Source organism: Microbacterium sp. 1262 (genome assembly GCF_040544895.1).
In the GTDB taxonomy this organism is placed as follows: Bacteria; Actinomycetota; Actinomycetes; order Actinomycetales; family Microbacteriaceae; genus Microbacterium; species Microbacterium plantarum.
The window spans coordinates 2037548-2056669 of the sequence record NZ_JBEPKU010000001.1 but is presented as its reverse complement, the minus strand read 5'-3'; the positions used below and the strand labels follow the sequence as shown (position 1 = coordinate 2056669).

General features: G+C 72.1%; 17 protein-coding genes. 10 read left to right on the top strand and 7 right to left on the bottom strand.

Annotated features, from left to right (window positions below; all coding sequences use genetic code 11):
* Positions 1–16: 16 nt before the first annotated feature.
* Entirely contained in the window at positions 17–823 is an 807-nt protein-coding gene (locus ABIC53_RS09865; protein ID WP_274178368.1) for a sugar nucleotide-binding protein, read from the top strand.
* Between the two features lie 108 nt (positions 824–931).
* Here ABIC53_RS09865 and ABIC53_RS09860 read toward each other — a convergent pair whose 3' ends face one another.
* The gene (locus ABIC53_RS09860; protein ID WP_274178369.1) at positions 932–1528 is read right to left on the bottom strand and encodes a TetR/AcrR family transcriptional regulator; all 597 of its coding nucleotides are present in this window, start codon (positions 1526–1528) and stop codon (positions 932–934) included.
* Positions 1529–1590: 62 nt separating this feature from the next.
* On the opposite strand from ABIC53_RS09860, the gene ABIC53_RS09855 reads away from it, so the two are divergent.
* The 3 genes from ABIC53_RS09855 to ABIC53_RS09845 all read left to right on the top strand — a co-directional run bounded on the left by ABIC53_RS09855 (position 1591) and on the right by ABIC53_RS09845 (position 5344).
* Positions 1591–3645 (top strand): beta-galactosidase, encoded by a 2055-nt coding sequence (locus tag ABIC53_RS09855; RefSeq protein WP_274178370.1) that lies wholly within the window; start codon positions 1591–1593, stop codon positions 3643–3645.
* A gap of 19 nt (positions 3646–3664) precedes the next feature.
* Positions 3665–4639, top strand: coding sequence for a squalene cyclase (locus ABIC53_RS09850; RefSeq protein ID WP_323987242.1), 975 nt, complete (start codon positions 3665–3667; stop codon positions 4637–4639).
* 72 nt (positions 4640–4711) lie between these two features.
* The gene (locus ABIC53_RS09845; RefSeq protein ID WP_274178372.1) at positions 4712–5344 is read left to right on the top strand and encodes a flavodoxin family protein; all 633 of its coding nucleotides are present in this window, start codon (positions 4712–4714) and stop codon (positions 5342–5344) included.
* 7 nt (positions 5345–5351) lie between these two features.
* Here the strand turns inward: ABIC53_RS09845 and ABIC53_RS09840 are convergent, their stop codons facing one another.
* Together ABIC53_RS09840 and ABIC53_RS09835 are read right to left on the bottom strand one after the other, a co-directional pair.
* Complete coding sequence (locus tag ABIC53_RS09840) at positions 5352–6629, bottom strand: glycosyltransferase (protein ID WP_354451298.1); 1278 nt, start codon at positions 6627–6629, stop codon at positions 5352–5354.
* A complete protein-coding gene (locus tag ABIC53_RS09835) occupies positions 6626–7684 on the bottom strand; it encodes a glycosyltransferase family protein (RefSeq protein ID WP_354451296.1) in 1059 nt (352 codons plus the stop codon). Before ABIC53_RS09835 ends, ABIC53_RS09840 begins: the two co-directional genes overlap by 4 nt.
* Positions 7685–7799: 115 nt before the next feature.
* On the opposite strand from ABIC53_RS09835, the gene ABIC53_RS09830 reads away from it, so the two are divergent.
* From ABIC53_RS09830 to ABIC53_RS09815, 4 genes are read left to right on the top strand one after another with little or no spacing between them, the layout of a single operon-like run.
* Positions 7800–8927, top strand: a complete 1128-nt coding sequence (locus tag ABIC53_RS09830) for a glycosyltransferase (RefSeq protein ID WP_354451294.1) — start codon at positions 7800–7802, stop codon at positions 8925–8927.
* Complete coding sequence (locus ABIC53_RS09825) at positions 8924–10042, top strand: glycosyltransferase (RefSeq protein WP_323987247.1); 1119 nt, start codon at positions 8924–8926, stop codon at positions 10040–10042. The genes ABIC53_RS09830 and ABIC53_RS09825 overlap by 4 nt, the downstream gene beginning before the upstream one ends.
* Positions 10039–11049, top strand: coding sequence for a glycosyltransferase (locus ABIC53_RS09820; RefSeq protein WP_354451292.1), 1011 nt, complete (start codon positions 10039–10041; stop codon positions 11047–11049). The genes ABIC53_RS09825 and ABIC53_RS09820 overlap by 4 nt, the downstream gene beginning before the upstream one ends.
* Entirely contained in the window at positions 11046–11843 is a 798-nt protein-coding gene (locus ABIC53_RS09815) for a glycosyltransferase family 2 protein (protein WP_274178378.1), read from the top strand. The genes ABIC53_RS09820 and ABIC53_RS09815 overlap by 4 nt, the downstream gene beginning before the upstream one ends.
* On the opposite strand, the gene ABIC53_RS09810 is transcribed toward ABIC53_RS09815, so the two are convergent.
* From ABIC53_RS09810 to ABIC53_RS09795, 4 genes are all read right to left on the bottom strand, one after another.
* On the bottom strand, positions 11803–13005 hold the full coding sequence (locus tag ABIC53_RS09810; RefSeq protein ID WP_354451290.1) for a glycosyltransferase family 4 protein: 1203 nt from the start codon (positions 13003–13005) through the stop codon (positions 11803–11805). The genes ABIC53_RS09815 and ABIC53_RS09810 overlap by 41 nt on opposite strands.
* Positions 13002–13304, bottom strand: coding sequence for a DUF7882 family protein (locus tag ABIC53_RS09805; protein WP_274178380.1), 303 nt, complete (start codon positions 13302–13304; stop codon positions 13002–13004). Before ABIC53_RS09805 ends, ABIC53_RS09810 begins: the two co-directional genes overlap by 4 nt.
* 85 nt (positions 13305–13389) lie before the next feature.
* Positions 13390–14778: a glycosyltransferase gene (locus ABIC53_RS09800; protein WP_323987249.1), complete on the bottom strand. Its 1389-nt coding sequence runs from the start codon at positions 14776–14778 to the stop codon at positions 13390–13392.
* Positions 14779–14857: 79 nt separating this feature from the next.
* Entirely contained in the window at positions 14858–15550 is a 693-nt protein-coding gene (locus ABIC53_RS09795; RefSeq protein ID WP_274178382.1) for an SDR family oxidoreductase, read from the bottom strand.
* A 221-nt stretch (positions 15551–15771) separates the two neighbouring features.
* On the opposite strand from ABIC53_RS09795, the gene ABIC53_RS09790 reads away from it, so the two are divergent.
* Positions 15772–17676: a glucose PTS transporter subunit IIA gene (locus ABIC53_RS09790; protein WP_354451287.1), complete on the top strand. Its 1905-nt coding sequence runs from the start codon at positions 15772–15774 to the stop codon at positions 17674–17676.
* Positions 17663–19114 carry a family 1 glycosylhydrolase gene (locus ABIC53_RS09785; protein WP_282502069.1) on the top strand — a complete coding sequence of 484 codons (1452 nt, stop codon included), beginning with the start codon at positions 17663–17665 and terminating at the stop codon, positions 19112–19114. The genes ABIC53_RS09790 and ABIC53_RS09785 overlap by 14 nt, the downstream gene beginning before the upstream one ends.
* Positions 19115–19122 lie beyond the last annotated feature (8 nt).

The following is a 19122-nucleotide window of genomic DNA, read 5'->3' as shown; positions in this document are numbered from 1 at the left end:
CTGGGAAGATGGGGGCATGACTGCTCGACGTACGCTCCTGGTCGGATCCGGCAAGGTCGCCACTCGCCTCGGCGAGAGTCTCGTCGATGCGGGGCAGGAGGTCGTCGCGATCCGGCGGAGCGCCGGCGGCATCCGGCCTGCGTTCACGCCGATCGTCGCCGATCTGGCAGCGCCCCTCGACACGACGTTGCCCGCGGTCGACGCGATGGTCGTCACGCTTCCGCCGGGGGATGACCCCGGCTTCTACCGCGCCGCGCTGGAGCGGATCGCTCGCGCGCTGCCGAAACCGCCCGAGCGCACCGTATTCGTGTCGTCGACGCGGGTCTTCGAGGGGTGGGGTCCGGAGCGTCCCCTCGACGAGGACGACGAGCCCCGGCCGACGAGCACGCGCGGCGAACAGCTCGTCGACGGCGAGCATGCGGCCCGCGAGATGTTCGACGCGATCGTCGTGCGGCCCGCCGGGATCTACGGCCCCGGACGTGAGCGGCTGATCCGGCAGGTGCTCGCGGGTGAGCCGGTCGACTACGAGCGTCGCACCAACCGCATCCACGAGGTCGACCTCGTGCGCGCGATCGCGCAGCTGCTCGACGCGGACGCGCCGCCTGCGCTTCTGCACGGCGTCGACCGGCGACCCGCGACCCTCGGCGAGGTGGTCGAGTTCATCGCGGATCGCCTCGGGGTCGACGCTCCGCCGCGCGCGGAGGTCGAACCCGACGCTGACCGCGGCAAGGTGCTCGACGGCTCGCGCCTCGCGGCGATGCTCGACTTGACGTTCCCGACGTTCGTCGAGGGCTACGGGCGCATGATCGCCGATCGAGGCTGATCGCCGAACCCAGAAGCGGCGATACAGCCGTCGGACCGGTGGTGCTGGTGTCGCCTGCAGCGGGCGCCGAGGCCACATCAGCCCCGCCAGTCCGACGAATGTATCGGCTCAGGCGCGGGGCCGCAGCAGGCCGACGAGCAGCAGGCGCATCGCGGCGACGGGGTCGGTGTCGTCGGTCAGCCAGCGGATCTGGATGCCCTCCCACCCGCTGATCACGAGGTCGGCCAGGGCTCGAGGGTCGTCGTCCGCATCGAGTCGGCCGCGGGCGCGATCGTCGGCGATGGCCGCGGCGTACGTCTCGGTGACCGCGCGGTAGCGCTCGAGCAGCCACGCGTGCGCCTCGTGCTCGGGGTGCGTCGCCTCGGCCGACACGATCGAGAACATGCGCACGAGCTCGCGCCGGGCGAGGTTGCGCTCGACGATCGCCAGCACGCTCGGGATGAACCCGTCGCGGGCTGCGCGCGCGGGGAAGTCGGTGTCGGCGGCATCCTCCTGCTCGAGGACGGCCGCCAGCAGCGAGACCTTCGTGGGGAAGTGGTGCATCACGGTGGTGAGACTCAGATCGAGCTGCTTGGCGATCTGCCGGAGCGACCCGCCGCGGTAGCCGTGGGTGCCGAACACGACGGTCGCCGACGCCACGATCTCCGCACGCCGGGCCGCGCTCTTCGCGTACGGCCCACGGGGGTGAGGGGCGTCGGATGGCATGACCCGAGCGTAGAACACATCAATCCCGTGCATCTGCACGTGTTTCGGTCTACGCTGATCGCATGGCAACGGATGACACGACCTACCGCTGGGTGAAGGACGGGGCGCTCGGCCCGGGACGGATGCGCTACGGCGCCGACTACAACCCCGAGCAGTGGCCCCGCGAGGTGTGGGACGAGGACGTCCGGCTCATGCGCGAGGCCGGCGTCAACATCGTCTCGCTCGGCATCTTCTCCTGGGCGCTGCTCGAGCCGCGCCCGGGCGAGTGGGACTTCGGCTGGCTCGACGAGATCATCGATCTGCTGCACGCCAACGGCATCGACGTCGACCTCGCCACGGCGACCGCGTCCCCGCCGCCGTGGCTCGCGAAGCGGCATCCCGAGATCCTGCCGCAGACGATCGACGGAACGACCCTCTGGCCGGGGTCGCGTCAGCACTGGCGGCCGACGTCGCCGGTCTTCCGCGAGTACGCGCTGCGGCTGACGCGTGCGCTCGCCGAGCGCTACGCCGATCACCCTGCTCTCGTCGCCTGGCACATCTCGAACGAGCTCGGCTGCCACAACCTCTACGACTTCTCGGATGACGCCGCCCGGGCCTTCCGGGTGTGGCTGCAGGCGCGCTACACGACCCTCGACGCGCTCAACGAGGCCTGGGGCACGGCGTTCTGGTCGCAGCACTACGAGGAGTGGGACGAGATCCTGCCCCCGCGTGCCGCTCCGACGCAGCGCAACCCTGGACAGCAGCTCGACTTCGAGCGCTTCTCGTCGGATGCCGTGCGCGACCACCTGCGCGCCGAGAACGCGGTGCTCGCCGAGGTGACGCCCGGCATCCCGCGCACGACGAACTTCATGGTCGCCCAGAACGTCCGCGACATCGACTACCCCTCGTGGGTCGGCGACGTCGACTTCGTGTCGAACGACCACTACCTGCGCCCGGGCGAGCTCGGGCGCGACGACCTGTCGTTCTGGTCGAACCTCACGGGCAACATCGCCGGCGGCCGGCCGTGGTTCCTCATGGAGCACGCGCCGAGCGCGGTGAACTGGCGCGCCGTGAATCCGCCCAAGCGGCCCGGCGAGCTGGTCCGCGACGCCCTGACCCATGTCGGGCACGGGGCGGACGCGGTCTGCTACTTCCAGTGGCGGCAGTCCCGCGCCGGGGGTGAGCGCTACCACTCCGGCATGGTCCCGCACGCCGGCGCCGAGAGTCGGGTGTTCCGCGATGTGGTCGACCTCGGCTCGCAGCTGCGCGACCTGGCGCCGGTCACCGGCAGCCGGCGCGAACGGGCGCGCGTGGCGCTGGTGTTCGACTACGAGTCGTGGTGGGTCAGCGGACGCGACTCGCACCCCTCCGAGTCGCCCGCCTACGACGACGAGACGCTGCTGTGGTACCGAGCGCTCCTCGACCTCGGCGTGCGCGTCGACGTCCTGCCCGTCGCGGCCGACCTCGGTGACTACGAGGTGGTCGTCGCGCCGATGCTCCACGTTGTGCCGGCGGCGCTGCGCGAGCGCCTGACCGCCTTCGTCACCGGTGGCGGTCACCTCGTGACGACCTACTTCTCGGGCGTGGTCGACGAGAACGACCGGGTGTGGCTCGGCGGTTACCCGGGCGCGCTGCGCGAGCTGCTCGGCATCACGATCGAGGAGTTCGTGCCGATGCTGCCGGGGGAGACGGCATCCCTCGCCTCCGGCACGGTCGTCCGCGACTGGAGCGAGCGCATCGCGCGCGTCGAACCGGATGTCGAGGTGCTCGACACCTACGCCGGAGGCGACCTCGATGGCGCCCCGGCCGTCACCCGACGCCGAAGCGGCCACGACAGCGGCGGCAGCGCGACGTACGTCTCCGCCGCGATCGGACGCGCGGGCGCCGCCGATGTCATCCGACGTCTGGCCGATGACATCCCGGCGCTCGCGGCAGACCCCCTCGCGGCCGACGGCGACGTCGACGTGATCATCCGCCGCCACGAGGGTGGGCGCTTCGTGTTCCTCGCGAACCGCACCGACGCCGAGGTGGTGGTGGCCGCGGCGGGCGACCTGCTCGCGGGTGCCGCCGAGCGAGGTTCCGCGGATGCCGTCGCGATCGCCCCGCGCGGTGTCGCGGTGCTCGCGCAGGAGGGCTGAGCCGCGCGACAATGACCGCATGACCGACACGGACGGCACGCTGGCGTGGCTTCTGGACACCGACCCGTCGCTGCGCTGGCAGGTGGAGCGTGATCTCGCCGACGCTCCGCCGTCCGTGTGGCAGGCCACGCGGGCTCGCGTCGCGACAGAGGGCAACGGCGCACGCCTCCTGCGGGAGCAGGGCGACGACGGTCAGTGGGAGGGTGGCGCGTACTTCCCGGCGGGGTTCTTCGACAGCGCGGAGGCCCGCGCGCCGGGACAGCCCTGGACGGCGACCACCTGGACCCTGAAGGATCTGCGGGAGTGGGGTCTGGATGCCGCCGTCCTCGGCGACACCGCGGAACGGCTGCGACGCAACAGCCGGTGGGAGTACGACGACCTGCCGTACTGGGACGGCGAGATCGACGTCTGCATCAATTCCTTCACGCTCGCGACGGGCGCCTGGCTCGGCGTCGACATGAGCGGCTTGGCGCAGTGGTTCCGCGAGCATCAGCTGGCCGACGGCGGGTGGAACTGCGAGGCGGAGGAGGGGCGATCGGTGCGCGGGTCATTCCACTCGACTCTCAACGCACTGCGCGGCATGCTCGCCTGGGAGCAGATCACGGGCGACCGGGCCCTCCGCGAGAGCCGGCACCGCGGGGAGGAGTACCTGCTGTCGCGGCGGCTGGCCTTCCGCGCCTCGACCGGCGAGCCCGTCGGCGACTTCGTGACGGAGTTCGTCTACCCCAACCGCCACCGCTACAGCGCGCTCGCCGCCCTCGATCATTTCCGCGCGGTCGCGCTTCTCGAAACCGCCGCACCCGACCCGCGGCTGGCGGAGGCGATCGACATGGTCCGGAACGCTCGCGCCGCCGACGGGACATGGCATCAGGGCGAGCCGCTGGCGGGACGCGTCTGGTTCGACATCGATGTCGCCGCGGGCGAGCCGTCGCCCTGGCTGACCATGATCGCCCTGCGCGTGCTGCGGTGGTGGGACGCCGCTGTTCCGGCCTGACGCCGCGCTGTCAACAGCCTGTCGCCCACCGCGGGGCGTCGCCGACGATGGCGGCAGACGAAAGGACTCGCCATGACGACAGACATGCCCGCTTCCGATGCCCCGCTCCGGGTCGTCGCCCTCAACTGCACGCTGAAGCCCGCGCCTGCGGAGTCGAGCACGCAGCTCATGCTGCAGCAGGTGCTCGACGCCCTCGCCGAGCACGGCGCCTCGGGCACGCAGGTGCGCATCGCCGACCTGAACATCGCGCCGGGCGTCGAGACCGACATGGGGGACGGAGACGAGTGGCCCTCCGTTCGAGAGCAGATCCTCGCCGCCGACATCCTCGTCGTCGGGACGCCCATCTGGATGGGACACGCCTCGAGCCTCGCGCAGCGCGTGCTCGAGCGCCTCGACGCCGAACTCTCCGAGACGGACGACGCCGGTCGGCCGATCCTCTTCGACCGCGTCGCCGTGGTGGCCGTGGTCGGCAACGAGGACGGCGCGCACAAGGCCACCGCCGACCTGTTCCAGGGGCTGAACGACGTCGGGTTCACGATCCCCGCGCAGGGCGGCACCTACTGGAACGGCGAGGCGATGCAGACCGTCGACTTCAAGGATCTGGAGCAGACCCCCGACCCCGTCGCCTCGACGACCGCTACTCTCGCACGCAACGCGGCGCATCTCGCGCGCGTGCTGCGCGCCGCCCGCTACCCGGCGGAGTGAGCCCGGGTCAGCCCCAGCCGCCGAGGTAGGCGGCGAGATCGGGCTCGTCGGTGACGGCGCGGATCGCACGCGTCGTCGCTGACGCCGTCGGGAAGAGATCCCCACGGCGCCAGCGGTCGCTCCGCGCGCGGGCGCGCACCGAGATGACCCGCAGGAGGGGCTCGCTATCGGGGGAGCACAGGGTCAGCTCACCGAGGCCTTCGCCGTCGACGCGAGCCAGTGCGGCGGTGAGGACGTCGTCGTCGGCGTCGATGCGGACCGGGCGGAGCAGCTCGATGATGATCCGGACGCGATCGAACGCGGGATCCGGCTCGGATTCCTCCGGAAGCACGGCGGCGCGCCCCGCAGCCGGCCCCAGAGCCGCGAGCACGCTGTCGAGAGCGAGGAACCGCTGCCCGTCGCTCGCGCGCGGCGGCGCGATGATCGCGATGTCGGGGTGGGTGGGCCGCAGGCCCCGGCCGGCGGAACCGGCGACGGGGATGAGGTCGCTGAGCCGGATGGTCTCCGCGTTGCGGCGCGCCACCGCGCCTTCATCGCGTCCGGCGGCATCCGGTCCGTCGTGCCACGCCACGGCTGCGGGCACGTGGGCGAGCAGCGCGCCGCGCAGCCACGCGCGATAGGTCCATTCCCAGTCCTCCCCGCCATACGACGTGAACGACTCGTCGAAGCCTCCCGTCGCGTCGAACAGCACCCGCGAGCACGCGATGACAGCCCCGATGACGTGGCGATAGCTGCGGTCGTCAGCGCGGAGCAGGTTCGCGGTTCGGCGATACTCCGCTGCGAGCCATTCCGGCTCGGGCAGGGCCGTGCGCGCCGCCTCTTCGGCGAGCCGGACGACGTCGACGCCGCGCAGGTCTGCGTGCCGGCGCCGCCCGACCGTGAGGCAGTCCGGCGCGAGTGCGGGCAGCCGGGTCAGCTCCCGGATGAAGGCGGGCTCGGGGGCCGTGTCGGCGTCGAGGAACACGAGGACATCTCCGCGAGCCGCCGCGGCACCGAGGTTGCGGACGGCCGCGAGCCGGAAGCCCCGGTCCTCGTGGCGGACGAGCTCGACCCCGTCCGGAACGGAGGGCGGCTCGGGCGAGCCGTCGTCCGCGACGATGATCTGCAGCCGGTCGGCCGGGTGATCCTGCGACCGCAGCGCGGCGAGCGTCCGAGCGAGCTGTTCGGGCTGGCGGTAGTGGGCGACGATCACCGAGACGGTCGGCGGCTGTGCGGGCCATCGGCCGTCGAGAAGGTCCCACCGGTTGCCGGGTAGGGCTTCGCCGGGCAGTGGGCCCGAGCTCATCGCGACATCCCGCGCCACCAGTTCAGGTACGACCCAGCGACGTCGGCCAGGTCGGGACGCAGGGGATGCCCGGGGGCCAGACGAGTCGAGGCCGGGTTCTCCCACGCCTCCGCGAGGCGGCCGGTCAGCTCCGCCGGGTCGAAGAGAACCGTCGTCCCGGGGCGCAGGCCGTCCATCTCGTCGCTGTAGCGCGACCGGACGACGAGCGGACGACGTCCGGCTTCGATCCAGTCGAGCATCGATCGCGAAGCCGACACGTGCTCGTGCGCGGCGACCGGGATGCCGGGCTCGCGCAGCCGCCGGGCGAACTCGGCGTCGTCGAGGAATCCGGTGATCTCGAAGCGGCCGCCGAGGTCGGCGGCCAAGCGTTCGAGCGTCGCGACGTCGCCCTCGTGGCCCGGCGAGGCGGCACCCAGAGCGCGGACGACCGCTTCGCCGACCGGTCGGCCCGACGCACGCAGCGCGTTCACTGCCGCGGTGGCGGCGCGCAGGGCCGGCTCGTGCCCCTTTCCGGGGTACACGAACCCCGCGATGAGCACGATGAGGTCGGCGGAGGCGCCGGGTCGGTCCGGGGCGTCGGCGGGACCCGGCTCAGGAGCGCGAGCGAGCCGGGTTCCGAGCGGGATCACCTCGGGCCGCAGGTCGTCGCCGAGGTGCTCCGACACGAGCAGCCGCTCGTGCTCGCTGTTGACGGCCACGGCGTCGGCGGCGGCGAAGAAACGGCGATAGGCGGCGACCCGGCGGTCGTACTTCGTGCCGTCTGACGGCTGCGGCAGATCGTGCAGTGTCAGGGTCAGCCGGCAGGCGCGCGAGAGCGTTTCGACCGCGTCGGCGGCATCCTCCAGGCTCGCTCCGAGCAGGCGGTCGGTCGCGTGCAGATGCACGGGCTCGTCGGGAGCGACCGCTGTCAGCACGGCGCTGAGGTCGGTCACGGCGGTGGCGCGCACGGCCGGGTCGAGACGGTGCGCGGCGGCGGCGACGTCGGAGCCGTAGTCGGTCACTCCGTGTCCGGCAGGACCCCAGACGAGGCACAGGGGAGGGGTGTCGACGGGCATCCGGTCATCGTTACCGGTCGCCTGTGGTTCGCGCAAGTGCGAGGCGCCGGGCGTCCCGCTCGGCTAGCGTCCGACTCGGATCGCCCCCGTTTCGGCGGTTTCAGCAAGGAGGACCGTGACCATCGTCACCGCCAGTGCGCCCCTGGACGAGATGTCCGGTGCGCCCGACGTGCGCGTCGTCGCGGTGCCCGCCGGGCATCCCTACGTGCAGCGTGTCACGCACGCCGCGGGCATCGAGCTTCTGCCCGACCCGCCGGTGGCTGGCGCGGCCGAAGGCGTGTGGTGGCCCCCCGTCGCCCTCGACCCCGACTGGATTCTTCAGCACGCCGATCGTGCCGACATCCTGCACGTGCACTTCGGCACCGAGTCTTTCCCCGCGGGCCATCTGACGGCGTGCATCGACGCGGCCCATGCCGCCGGTTGGGCGGTCGTCTTCACCGTCCACGATCTGACTCACCCCCAGCTCGCGGACCAGGGTCCGTACGCCGCCCAGCTCGACGAGCTCATTCCGCGCGTCGACGCTCTCGTGACGCTCACCGCAGGCGCCGCAGCCGAGGTGCGCGAGCGCTGGGGACGCGAGGCGGTCGTGCTGCCGCATCCCGCCATCCTGCGCGAGGGCGAGACCCCGTCGGTCGTCGCGGTGAGCGAAGAGCTGCGGATCGGAATGCACCTGAAGGACCTCCGCCCCGGCACCGATGGGCCGACCAGCGCGCGAACGCTGATCGCCGCGGTCGAGCGCCTCCGCGATGAGGGCCATCACGCTGTCGCCAAGATCCGCATGCACCGGTCGGTCCGCGATCACGACGCCCGCGACGAGGTGCGGGCGGCCGTGGCCGGCCACCCTTACGCGGTCCTCGTCGAGCAGGGCCGACTTCCCGACGCCGCGCTGAACACGGCGCTCGGCGGACTCGACGTCTGCGTGCTGCCCTACCGCTTCGGCAGTCATTCCGGCTGGCTCGAGCTCTGCTGGGACCTCGGCGTCCCCGTCGCCGTCCCCGATGTCGGCCACTTCGCCGATCAGCATGACGACGACTCGATCGCGAGCTTTCACCCGGGCGATGTGGAGACGCTCACCGCTTCATTGCGCACGCTGCTGTCGTGCGACGAGGCGGCCCGTCCCGGTTCGGTCGCGCGGGCTGATCTCATCGAGGCGCGTCGCGACAGTCGCCGCGAGCAGGATGCCGGGACGGCGCAAGCGCATGCCGCGCTGTACCGCCGTCTTCGCAGCGAGCGTGCCTCGTGACGGGGCGTCCGCTGCGCATCGCGGTCATCGCGCCGCTCCGGTTTCCGATCCGGAGGCCTCACGCCGGCGGGCTCGAGGCCGCCGTGTGGTCGGAGGTCGAGGCTCTGCGCGCCCGAGGCCACGAGGTGACCGTCGTCGCGGTGACCGGGTCGGACCACGTCGAGCCCGGCAGCATCTGGGAGATGCCCGAGCTGGGCTGGGACGCCGACGCGGTGCGCACCGACAAGACGTATCCGCCCGCCTACGAAACCCTCAGCGTGCCGATGCTCCGGCGTGCCCTCGAGACGATCGGCGCGCGGGCCGCGGACTTCGACGTGATCTCGAACCACTGCCTGCACGCCCTCCCGCTGCAGCTCGCACCGCAGCTGGACGTGCCGATGGTGACGACCCTGCACACGCCCGTCGACGATGACTTCGTGCGGGCCCACCGTGCCGCGGCGGGCCGGGGCAGCACGTTCCTCTCGGTCAGCGAGCACACGCGTCGGGAGTGGCAGCACGCGGGTGTCGCCTCGACCCTGCTTGCCAACGGCGTCGACCCCCGCGTCTGGACCGCAGGGCCGGGCGGCGACGACCTCGTCTGGTTCGGCCGCATCGTTCCCGAGAAGGCCCCGCACCTGGCCGTGGCCGTCGCCCGATCGCTCGGGCGACGGCTCACGATCGCCGGTCGTGTCGGCGACCGCGCGTACGCCGACGACGTGCTCGGCCCGCTGCTCGGCGACGACGTCACGCTGGCCGGTGAGCTCACCCCTCACGAACTCGCCGCGCTCGTCGGTCGGTCGGCCGTCGCGCTCGCGACTCCCGCGTGGGCCGAGCCGTTCGGGCTCGTCGGTCCGGAAGCCCTCATGTGCGGGACGCCCGTCGTCGGCTTCGCGGTGGGCGGCGTGCCCGAGATCGCGGCGGCCTCCGTCGGGATGCGCCTCGTGGGCGCCGGAGACGTCGCCGCGATGGCGGATGCCGTGGCGGAGATCTGGCCGCAGGCCCGTGATCCGCGCTTCCGTCGCGCGGTCCGGGGGCGGGCGGTGGAGCGGTTCTCGCTCGACGCGCGAACGAGTGCGCTCGAGGAGATCTTCGCGTCGCTGAGCACGCGCGCGGCGCCAGCCGAGCTGCCGGCATGACGGGGCGCATCGGCTGGTACGTGCACCATCATGGTCGCGGCCACCTGACCCGTATGCTCGCCATCGCGCCCCACCTCGATGTCGACGTCGTCTGTTTCAGCTCGATGCTGGCTCCCTCCGAGCTGCCCGCGAACGTCTCGTGGGTCGAGCTCGCCCGCGATGACGTGCCCGCACCGGCCGTCCCCGCCGATGACCCGACGGCGGGCGGCCTGCTCCACTGGGCTCCGTTGCACCACGTCGGCCACCGTTCGCGGCTCGCGGTCATCGCCGCAGCGGTCGGGGCGGGCGACATCGACGCGTTCGTCGTCGACGTCTCGGCCGAGGTGACGTTGTTCGTCCGGCTCCTCGGCGTGCCCGTGGTGATCATCACGCAGCCCGGTGACCGCACGGACGAGCCGCACCGGCTGGCTTATGCCGCGGCGCGGCGGGTCATCGCGCCCTGGCCGGAGGAGATCTATGCTCCCGAGCACCTGACCTCGCTCGGTGACCGCGTCGCGTTCGTCGGCGGGATCTCGCGGTTCGCCGGTCGTCGTCGGCCCGCGCAGCCGCGCGGCGACGAGGTCGTCCTGCTCGGCGGCGGTGGTGGCGCCGACGTCTCGGCCGACGACATCGCGGCCGCGGAGCGCGCGTCGGGGCGTCCGTGGCGTGTGCTCGGCGCCGGTTCCGGAGCGTGGGCCGCCGACCCCTGGGATGCGTTGACGACGGCAGCCGTCGTCGTGTCGTGGTGCGGTCAGAACGCGGTCGCCGATCTCGCCGCCGCGGGCGCACCTGCGATCGTCATCCCGCAGGAACGTCCGTTCTCCGAGCAGCGGGCGACCGCCCTGGCGCTCGGGCGGTCGGGCCTCGCCGTCGCCGTGCCCCGGTGGCCCGAGCCGGCGCGCTGGCCGGATCTGCTCGACCAGGCCTCGGCCTGCGGCGAGGGATGGACCGCGTGGCGCGCCGACGGAGCGGCGCAGCGCGCGGCGGAGATCATCCGTGCCGAAGCGGCGGCGGGAGCCGGTGCATGAGCGACATGGCGATCGTGACGCTCTGCTCGGCACCGCGCCTCGAGCACCTGCGCAATCAGCTGCGCGCGACGGCGGGTGTGCCGCGGGTCGTCGTCTGGATCGGCGACGACGATGCGCCCCTCCTCGACGCCGAGTCCGTGGTGCGCGTTCCCCCGGGGGCGGCCGGTCTGCGGCTCGCGGCGGCGCGAAACGCCGGCGCCCGTGCAGCCGAGGCGCTCGGGGCGCGCCTGCTTGTCTTTCTCGACGCCGATTGCGTCCCCGGGCCCGAGCTCGTCGATCGCTACCGTGACGCGGCGACCCAGCACCCCGATGCGGTCCTGTGCGGGCCGGTGACGTATCTGCCCGCGAGGGCCGCGCTCGACGCGGCGTCCCTCCGCGCGGCCACTGCGCCCCACGCGGCGCGCCCGGCTCCGCCCGCCGGCACCCTGCAACGTGCCGAGCCCGCGGAGTACCCGCTGTTCTGGTCGCTCTCGTTCGCGACCACGATCGCCGTGTGGCGGTCCGTCGGCGGGTTCGACGAGCGGTACGAGGGCTACGGGGGAGAAGACACCGACTTCGCGTTCTCCCTGCGTCGCGCCGGCGTCCCGATGATCTGGGTCGGCGGCGCCGACGCCTATCACCAGCATCACGAGACCTCGTCGCCGCCCTGGCAGCACCTCGACGACATCCTGCGCAACGGCGCCCTCTTCGCTGAGAAGTGGGGCGAGTGGCCCATGACGGGCTGGCTGGAGGCCTTCGAGCGAGCCGGAGCGATCACCCGCGAGGACGACGGCTGGCGTCGAGCCTCGGTCTGACCGCGCCGGCGAGCAACTCGGCCGCGGCAGCGAGCAGGTCGCGGGCCACGGGGTCGGGGGCGAAATCGGCGACCTGCGCGCGCGCATGCTCGGCGAGTGTCCGTGCCCAGGCGGGATGCCGCACGGCGACGGTGATCGCGGCGGCAAGACGTCCCGGGTCGGCGGCCGGCACGCTCTGGCAGTCCTGGCCGTCGGTGCAGAAGTCGTCGTATCCGCTGCCGGAAGTCACCACGAGCGGCGTGCCGATCGCCTTGACCTCGAGGGCGACGTTGCCGAAGCCTTCCCAGCGAGAGGGGCAGATGACGACATCCGCTCGTGAGATCGCTCCGTAGAGCTCCTCGCCCGGCACGTGCCCGAGCCAGATCACGCGGTCGCGCGCCGTCGGCGGCAGCATCTCGAGGAGTGCGGCGCGCGTCGGCTCGTACCGGGCATCCCCACCCGCGCCGGCGAGGACGAGGCGCGTGCCCGGCACGTCGTCATGCACGAGCCGGAACGCCGCGAAAGCGTCCTCGACGCCCTTCCGTCGCTCGGAACGGCCGAGGAAGAGCACGACCGGCGCGTCATCGTCGGGCCAGCCGTCGGGTGCGGCCGCGCGCGTCGCTGCGGCCGCGACCGCGTCGACGTCGATGCAGTTGCGGACGACGCGAGCCGGCGGCAGGCCCGGGTACAGGTCGCTGGTGCGCTCGAGCATCGCCCGCGAGATGGCGATGAGACCGGCGGACCGGTACAGCTGATGCCGTTCCGCCGACGCTTGCCGCAGGCGGGCGAGCCGCTGCCCGATCGGCAGGTCTCCCGGCGTGAGCCCGGACACCTGGTCGGCGAGGCGGACGCCGGTCGCCAGATTCGTCAGCAGGGGTGCCGTGCGGGGGAGCGGCGCGGCCAGGCCACCCCACTCGGGAGCGAAGACGACGTCATGGTGATGAGCGCGGTAGGCGCGACGCACGCCGCCGTCGACCAGCCTGACCCCGTCGCCCGGGTCGTCGGACACGAGATCGTCCCTCGTCTCGAGCGCGAGGTCGACGGCGACCCCCTGGCGGGCCAGGGCCGGGAGCAGCGCGGCGTAGTGACGGCCGATTCCGCCGGTGTAGGCGGTGACGCCGGCGTATTCGGGACTCGCGACGAGCCAGCGCGTCTCGGCCCGCGAGGTGAGCAGGTCGGTCATGAGGCCTCGAGCGGAAGCGTGCCGAGGGAGAGCCCGGTGACCGCGGCGGCCTCGGTGAGCATCGCCCGCACCCGCCGCGGATCGGTGGCGACGGGATGAGGCGACGCGAAGTCGAACCGGAGGGGGATCGACCGCTCGAGCCACAGCGTGCTGCGCCCCTGTCCGTCGCTGTGTCTCCAGCTCACCGTGAACCCTTCGCCTGCGCCGAGCTTGGCGGCGACCACGAGCTGGAGGTGGGCGAGGATGTCGTCGGGCATGGCGACGGGGATGAGGCCCGACCCGTATCGCAGTTCTCCCATCGCGGCGCTCTCCCCTCGTGCCACGACAGGGTGCACCAGGGGCCCGCTGTTGCGAGTGCCCCTTGACGAGCTGGCGGACGGCGGGCTAGCGGGTGGAGCGGTGCAGTCGTCGTCGCACGTCGCCGACGACGCGACGCGCCGCCGCCGACAACCGGCGCAGTCCGCCGCGGGTGCGCCCCCGGCGGCGAGCCGCGCGCAAGATGCTCGCCCAGCGGCGGCGGATGCGCGCGTCGCTGTACTCGGATGCGGTCGCTCGGGCGTTCTCCCGCATCGCGGCCCGCCGGACGGGGTCGAGCTCGACCGCGGCTCGCACGGCGTCCGCGAGGGCGCCGACGTCGCCGTCCGCGACGAGCCATCCGTTCTCGCCGTGGCGGATCAGCTCGGCCGGTCCGTAGGCGATGTCGTAGGCGATGGGGAGGCAGCCCGCGGCCATCGCCTCGAGGAGGACCAGACCGAACGCCTCCGATCTGCTCGTGAGCAGAAGGACGCTGGCGGTGGCCATGGCCGCTGCCGGCTCGTCGGTGTGCCCGTGGAAGCGGATCGCGTCGTCGTCCTCGGCGAGGACGGCGAGCTCGGCGGCGCGAGAACCCGTGCCGTAGATGTCGAGGGGGACGCGCGGTCCGTCGTCGCTGTGCACGAGGCGCACCGCCGCGACGGCATCCTCCACCCGCTTGATCGCTTCGAGCCGGGCGATGACGACGGCGCCGGTTCGCGCGGCCTCCGTCGGCAGGGTCGCGGCGTCGATGAGCGAGACCGGGTGGGCGACGCTCGCCAGGAACGGGCGCGGCCCCACGATCGCCCTCACGTCGGCGGCCTGGGCGTCGGTGGCGAATGCGACGGCGTCGAAATCGGTCAGTCGCGAGAACACCGCCTGGCGCGATGCTCGCACCGAGCCCGGTTTCGGCCCCCGGTGCGAGCCATGGATGACGTGCACGGTCGTGACCCGGCGTCGCCGGTATCCCGCCGCGAAGGGCGCAACGGTTTTGCTGTCGACGATGAGGAACGCCTCGCCGTCGCCCACGAGGTGGTCGAGCCAGTCGGCGTAGAAGTCGTAGCGTCGGCGCCAGGCGCGGACCGGTCGGCCGTCGGCGTCGCGGGCCAGGAGGAGGCGGCCCCGGGCGCCGACCCGTCGTTCCGACAGCGCGATCGTGCCATCGGGGCGGAGGTGGTCGATGTCCACCGGTTTGCCGTCGGCGCCGAGCCGCAGGCGGCGGAGGATGACGTCGTTCGCCTCATCGATGATGACGCCGTCGTCCGCGGGATCGAGCGCGGGCGGTGCGTCGGGGAGCCCCGTGCCGGGATGCACGCCGCCGGTCCGTGGCCAGTCGTAGAGGTTGCGAATCGTCACGGGCGTCGTGGCGTCGGGGTCGGTGACCGGCGGCAGGGGGAACGCGCGGTCGTCGAGGGTGAGCACGTCGACCGGAGTTCCGGCCTCGGCGAAGAGGCGGCTGCGATCGAGCAGGGCGGTGGTCATGCCCCCGTAGGGAACGGCGATGCCCCAGGTCAGTGCGAGGTGACGCCCGGGAGGAAGGTCGGAGCCGGCCACGTCGACGTCACCGGGGGCCGGGACGCACGGACACGTCCGGGACCAGGGCGTCTCGTGGCAGGTCGAGGGCGGCGAGCACGGTCGTCGCGACGGACTCGGGATCGATGAAGGCGGCGGGGTCGTAGTCGCGGCCCTCCTGGCGGTGCACCTCCGCCTGCATCGGCGTGGCGGTCCGCCCCGGGTAGACCGTCGTCACGCGGACGCCGTGGGCGGCCTCCTCGCCGCGCAGCGCGTCGGCGAGGGCCTTGAGTCCGTGCTTCGACGCGGCGTAGGCGCTCCACGCCGGGTGCGCCGTGAGGCCGGCGCCGGAGTTGACGAACAGGATCTGACCGCGCGCGGCCCGTACCGCGGGCAGAGCGAGGCGGGTGAGCTCGGCGGCGGCGATGAGGTTGACGGTGAGCTGATCGGTCCATGCGGCGACGGGCAGCTCGGCAACAGGACCCAGCTCGACGACGCCCGCGCCGTGGATGACGGTGTCGATCGCCTCCGGCAGCCGGTCCGCGAGCGCGCCGGCGAGGGCCGCGGGCTCGCGCAGGTCCGCGGCGACGCCGACGGCGTCCGGGAGGAGCTCCGCGAGCTCGGCCGCGCGGGCTTCGTTCCGGCCGAGGAGCACGAGCCGGTCGCCACGGTCGGCAAGCCGGCGCGAGATCGCGAGTCCGATGCCCGAGCCCGCGCCCGTGATGAGATGCGTCTGCGTCATGCACCCATCGTCGCATCCGCGCGACGGCCCCGCCGTGCTCGTTTGCGTGCCGCCGTGGAACGTGCGACGATCATCTCGGACATGTGACTGGTCATGCAGGCAGGATCCGAACGTACGTGCATCGCACGGCGGTCGGGTCCTTTTTTTATTGCCTCCGACCGGGGCCGGAGCGGAGCCGCTCCGGCGGCACGGTCCGGGATTCCACAGGAGGGAAAACGAAGATGACCACCACGAAGGACGCCGCGGGCGCGATCCTCGAGCACGTCGGCGGACCCGAGAACATCGCCGCCCTGCAGCACTGCTCGACGCGGCTCCGATTCAATCTCGTCGACGACGCCCGCGCCGATGAGGCGGCTCTGAAGGCGGTGCCCGGCGTCATCGGCGTCGTGCGCGGTCCGCAGACCCAGATCATCGTCGGGTCGAAGGTGGGCGACTACTTCACCGAGATCGAGAAGCTGCGCGGCGGGCGTGCGGCGGCACGTGCGGCGGGGGAGACCCGTCCGAAGCTGACATGGAAGCGCGCGGGCTCGGCGGTCATGGACTTCGTCGTCGCGGTGTTCACCCCGATCATCCCGGCCATCGCCGGCGCGGGCATCTTCAAGTCGTTCCTGATCCTCGCCTCGGCGCTCGGGTGGATGCAGACGACCGACCCCAGCTACCAGGTGCTCTCGGCGATCCCCGACGCGGTGTTCTTCTTCCTGCCGCTGCTGGTGACCTACACTGCCGCGAAGAAGCTGGGCGTCAACATCCCGCTGGCTCTCGGCATCGTCGGGCTCTTGGTGTTCCCGACGTTCTCCGGTCTGCTGACGCAGGAGGGCGGTGTCGCGCTCTTCGGCCTCGCCATCCCCGCGATCTCCTACAACGCCCAGGTCTTCCCGCCGATCCTCGCGGTGCTGCTGCTGTGGCCCGTCGAGAAGCTGGCGACGAAGATCACGCCCGGGCCCATCCGCACCTTCTTCGTGCCGCTGCTGTGCTTCATCGTGGTCTCGCCGATCATGATCTTCGCCCTCGGGCCCCTCGGTTACGGCCTCGGATCGCTGCTCACCGGCGGCATGCTCTGGCTGTACGGCACGCTCGGCTGGGTCGCTATCGCGCTGCTGGCAGCCGTGCTCCCCTTCATCATCTCGGTGGGGATGCACAAGGCGTTCATCCCGCCCACGATCGCCACCGTTGCACAGCAGGGGCGTGACCCCTTCTACCTCGTGGCCTCGCTCGCCCACAACATCGCCGAATCGGGCTCGAGCCTGGCCGTCGCTATCCGCACCCGCAACAAGACTCTGCGCGGCACGGCCATCTCGTCGGGCATCTCCGCGTTCTTCGGCATCACCGAGCCCGCGCTCTACGGCGTGACGCTGCAGAACCGCCGTGCGCTGTTCGCGGTGATCGCCGGCTCGCTGACCGGCGCCGTCTACCTGGGCATCGCCGCCGTGGGCGCCTTCGCGCTCGTCAGCCCGGGGGCTGCGAGCATCTCGATGTTCATCGACGTGCTCAACCCGTGGAACCTCATCCATGCCGTCATCGGGGCGCTCGTCGCCTTCGCGACCGCCTTCGTCGTCGCGCTCGTCATCTGGAAGGACTCCGACTCGGGCACGATCCGCGCCCTCGAGGCTCAGACCGGCCCGGCGGGCGGGATCGCGCCCAACCCGGTCGGCGACGGCCGCCTCGTCGCCCCCGTCGCGGGCGAGGTCGTCCCGCTCGACCGCGTCGACGACCCGGTCTTCGGCGGCGGCATCCTCGGCGACGGCGTCGCGATCCGCCCCAGTGCGAGCGCCGTGTACGCGCCGCTGTCGGGAGTGGTCTCGAGCCTGCTGCCCTCGAAGCACGCCTTCGGCATCACCGGCGACGACGGCGTCGAGATCCTCGTCCACGTCGGGCTCGACACGGTCAAGCTCGACGGAGCTCCCTTCGTCGCCCACGTCGCGCAGGGCGATCGCGTCGAACGCGGGCAGCTGATCCTCGAGGCCGACCTCGAGGCGATCCACCTCGCCGGCTTCGACACGATCACCCCGGTCGTCGTCCTCAACGGCGACGCGTTCGAGGTCGTCGAAGCCCTCACCGGGCCCGTCGAGGCGGGCACCGGCATCTTCACCGCTCGTACCAAGGAGGCCGCTCGTGGCACTGTCTGATTCGTTCCTGTGGGGCGGCGCGCTCGCCGCCAATCAAGCCGAGGGCGCGTGGCGCGAGGGCGGCCGCGGTCCGGCCGTCTCGGACATCGCGAAGTATCGTCCGAACGTCGACCCCCGCGAATACGCGATCCATCACGCGCACACGGTCGAGAGCATCACCGCCGCCATGGCCGATGATGACGAGACGTATTACCCCAAGCGCCGCGGCATCGACTTCTACCACCGGTATCCCGAGGATCTCGCCCTGTTCGCCGAGATGGGGTTCACGGTGCTGCGCGTGTCGATCGCGTGGACGCGGCTGTACCCGACGGGCGAGGAGACCGAACCCAACGAGGACGGCATCGCCTTCTACGAGGGGCTGTTCACCGAGATGCGGCGGCTGGGCATCGAACCGCTCGTCACGCTCTCGCACTACGACCCGCCGCTCGCCCTCGCCCTGAAGAACAACTGCTGGGTCGATCGCGGCACGATCGCCCTGTTCGAGCGCTTCGCCCGCACGTGCTTCGAGCGCTTCGGGCACCTGGTCAAGCTGTGGCTGTCGTTCAACGAAATCGACGGCATCGTGCGGCATCCGCTCACTTCGGGCGGCATCATCGAGGAGACCGTCGAAGGCAGCATCCTGCAGGCCTGCTACACCGCCCTCCATCACCAGTTCGTGGCCTCGGCCTCGGTGACGCGGATGCTGCACGAGATGTGGCCCGAGTCGCAGATGGGCTGCATGCTGACCATGCTGAAGACCTACCCGCTGACGTGCCACCCCGACGACATCGCCGCGACCCAGGCGAAGGACCGGCTGCTCTACCTCTGCACGGATGTCCAGGCCGGCGGCGCCTACCCCCGCCTCGCCCTGAACGCGCTCGCGCGACAGGGCGTCGAGATCCCGTTCGCCGAGGGGGATGCCGAGCTGCTGCGCGAGCACCCCGTCGATTTCATCTCGCTGTCGTATTACATGACCCTCGCCGAGTCCGTCGACCCGGATGCCGAGCGGACCCCGGGGAACACGGTGCTCGGGGTCAAGAACCCCTACCTCGAGTCCAGCGAGTGGGGCTGGCAGATCGACCCGGTCGGGCTGCGGATCTCGCTCATCGATCTGTACGACCGCTACGGCAAGCCGCTGTTCATCGTCGAGAACGGGCTGGGCATGCGCGATGAGCTGACCGCCGACGGGCGCGTCCACGACCCCTACCGCATCGACTATTTCCGGGCGCACTTCCGCGAGATGATCCGGGCCGTCGACGAGGGCGTCGAGCTGATGGGCTACACCAGCTGGGCGCCGATCGACATCATCAGTGCGTCGTCGTCGCAGATCTCGAAGCGATACGGTTTCATTCACGTCGACCTCGACGATCTCGGTCAGGGCAGCGGTGAGCGTCGGCGCAAGGATTCGTTCTGGTGGTACCAGCGGGTGATCGCCACGAACGGCGCAGATCTCGGGTGACCCTCCTG

Bases quoted from the DNA above. Each gene is read 5' to 3' on its own strand.
- ABIC53_RS09865 (WP_274178368.1), top strand. From the start codon at position 17: ATGACTGCTCGACGTACGCTCCTGGTCGGATCCGGCAAGGTCGCCACT.
- ABIC53_RS09860 (WP_274178369.1), bottom strand. From the start codon at position 1,528: ATGCCATCCGACGCCCCTCACCCCCGTGGGCCGTACGCGAAGAGCGCG.
- ABIC53_RS09855 (WP_274178370.1), top strand. From the start codon at position 1,591: ATGGCAACGGATGACACGACCTACCGCTGGGTGAAGGACGGGGCGCTC.
- ABIC53_RS09850 (WP_323987242.1), top strand. From the start codon at position 3,665: ATGACCGACACGGACGGCACGCTGGCGTGGCTTCTGGACACCGACCCG.
- ABIC53_RS09845 (WP_274178372.1), top strand. From the start codon at position 4,712: ATGACGACAGACATGCCCGCTTCCGATGCCCCGCTCCGGGTCGTCGCC.
- ABIC53_RS09840 (WP_354451298.1), bottom strand. From the start codon at position 6,629: ATGAGCTCGGGCCCACTGCCCGGCGAAGCCCTACCCGGCAACCGGTGG.
- ABIC53_RS09835 (WP_354451296.1), bottom strand. From the start codon at position 7,684: ATGCCCGTCGACACCCCTCCCCTGTGCCTCGTCTGGGGTCCTGCCGGA.
- ABIC53_RS09820 (WP_354451292.1), top strand. From the start codon at position 10,039: ATGACGGGGCGCATCGGCTGGTACGTGCACCATCATGGTCGCGGCCAC.
- ABIC53_RS09815 (WP_274178378.1), top strand. From the start codon at position 11,046: ATGAGCGACATGGCGATCGTGACGCTCTGCTCGGCACCGCGCCTCGAG.
- ABIC53_RS09810 (WP_354451290.1), bottom strand. From the start codon at position 13,005: ATGACCGACCTGCTCACCTCGCGGGCCGAGACGCGCTGGCTCGTCGCG.
- ABIC53_RS09805 (WP_274178380.1), bottom strand. From the start codon at position 13,304: ATGGGAGAACTGCGATACGGGTCGGGCCTCATCCCCGTCGCCATGCCC.
- ABIC53_RS09800 (WP_323987249.1), bottom strand. From the start codon at position 14,778: ATGACCACCGCCCTGCTCGATCGCAGCCGCCTCTTCGCCGAGGCCGGA.
- ABIC53_RS09795 (WP_274178382.1), bottom strand. From the start codon at position 15,550: ATGACGCAGACGCATCTCATCACGGGCGCGGGCTCGGGCATCGGACTC.
- ABIC53_RS09790 (WP_354451287.1), top strand. From the start codon at position 15,772: ATGACCACCACGAAGGACGCCGCGGGCGCGATCCTCGAGCACGTCGGC.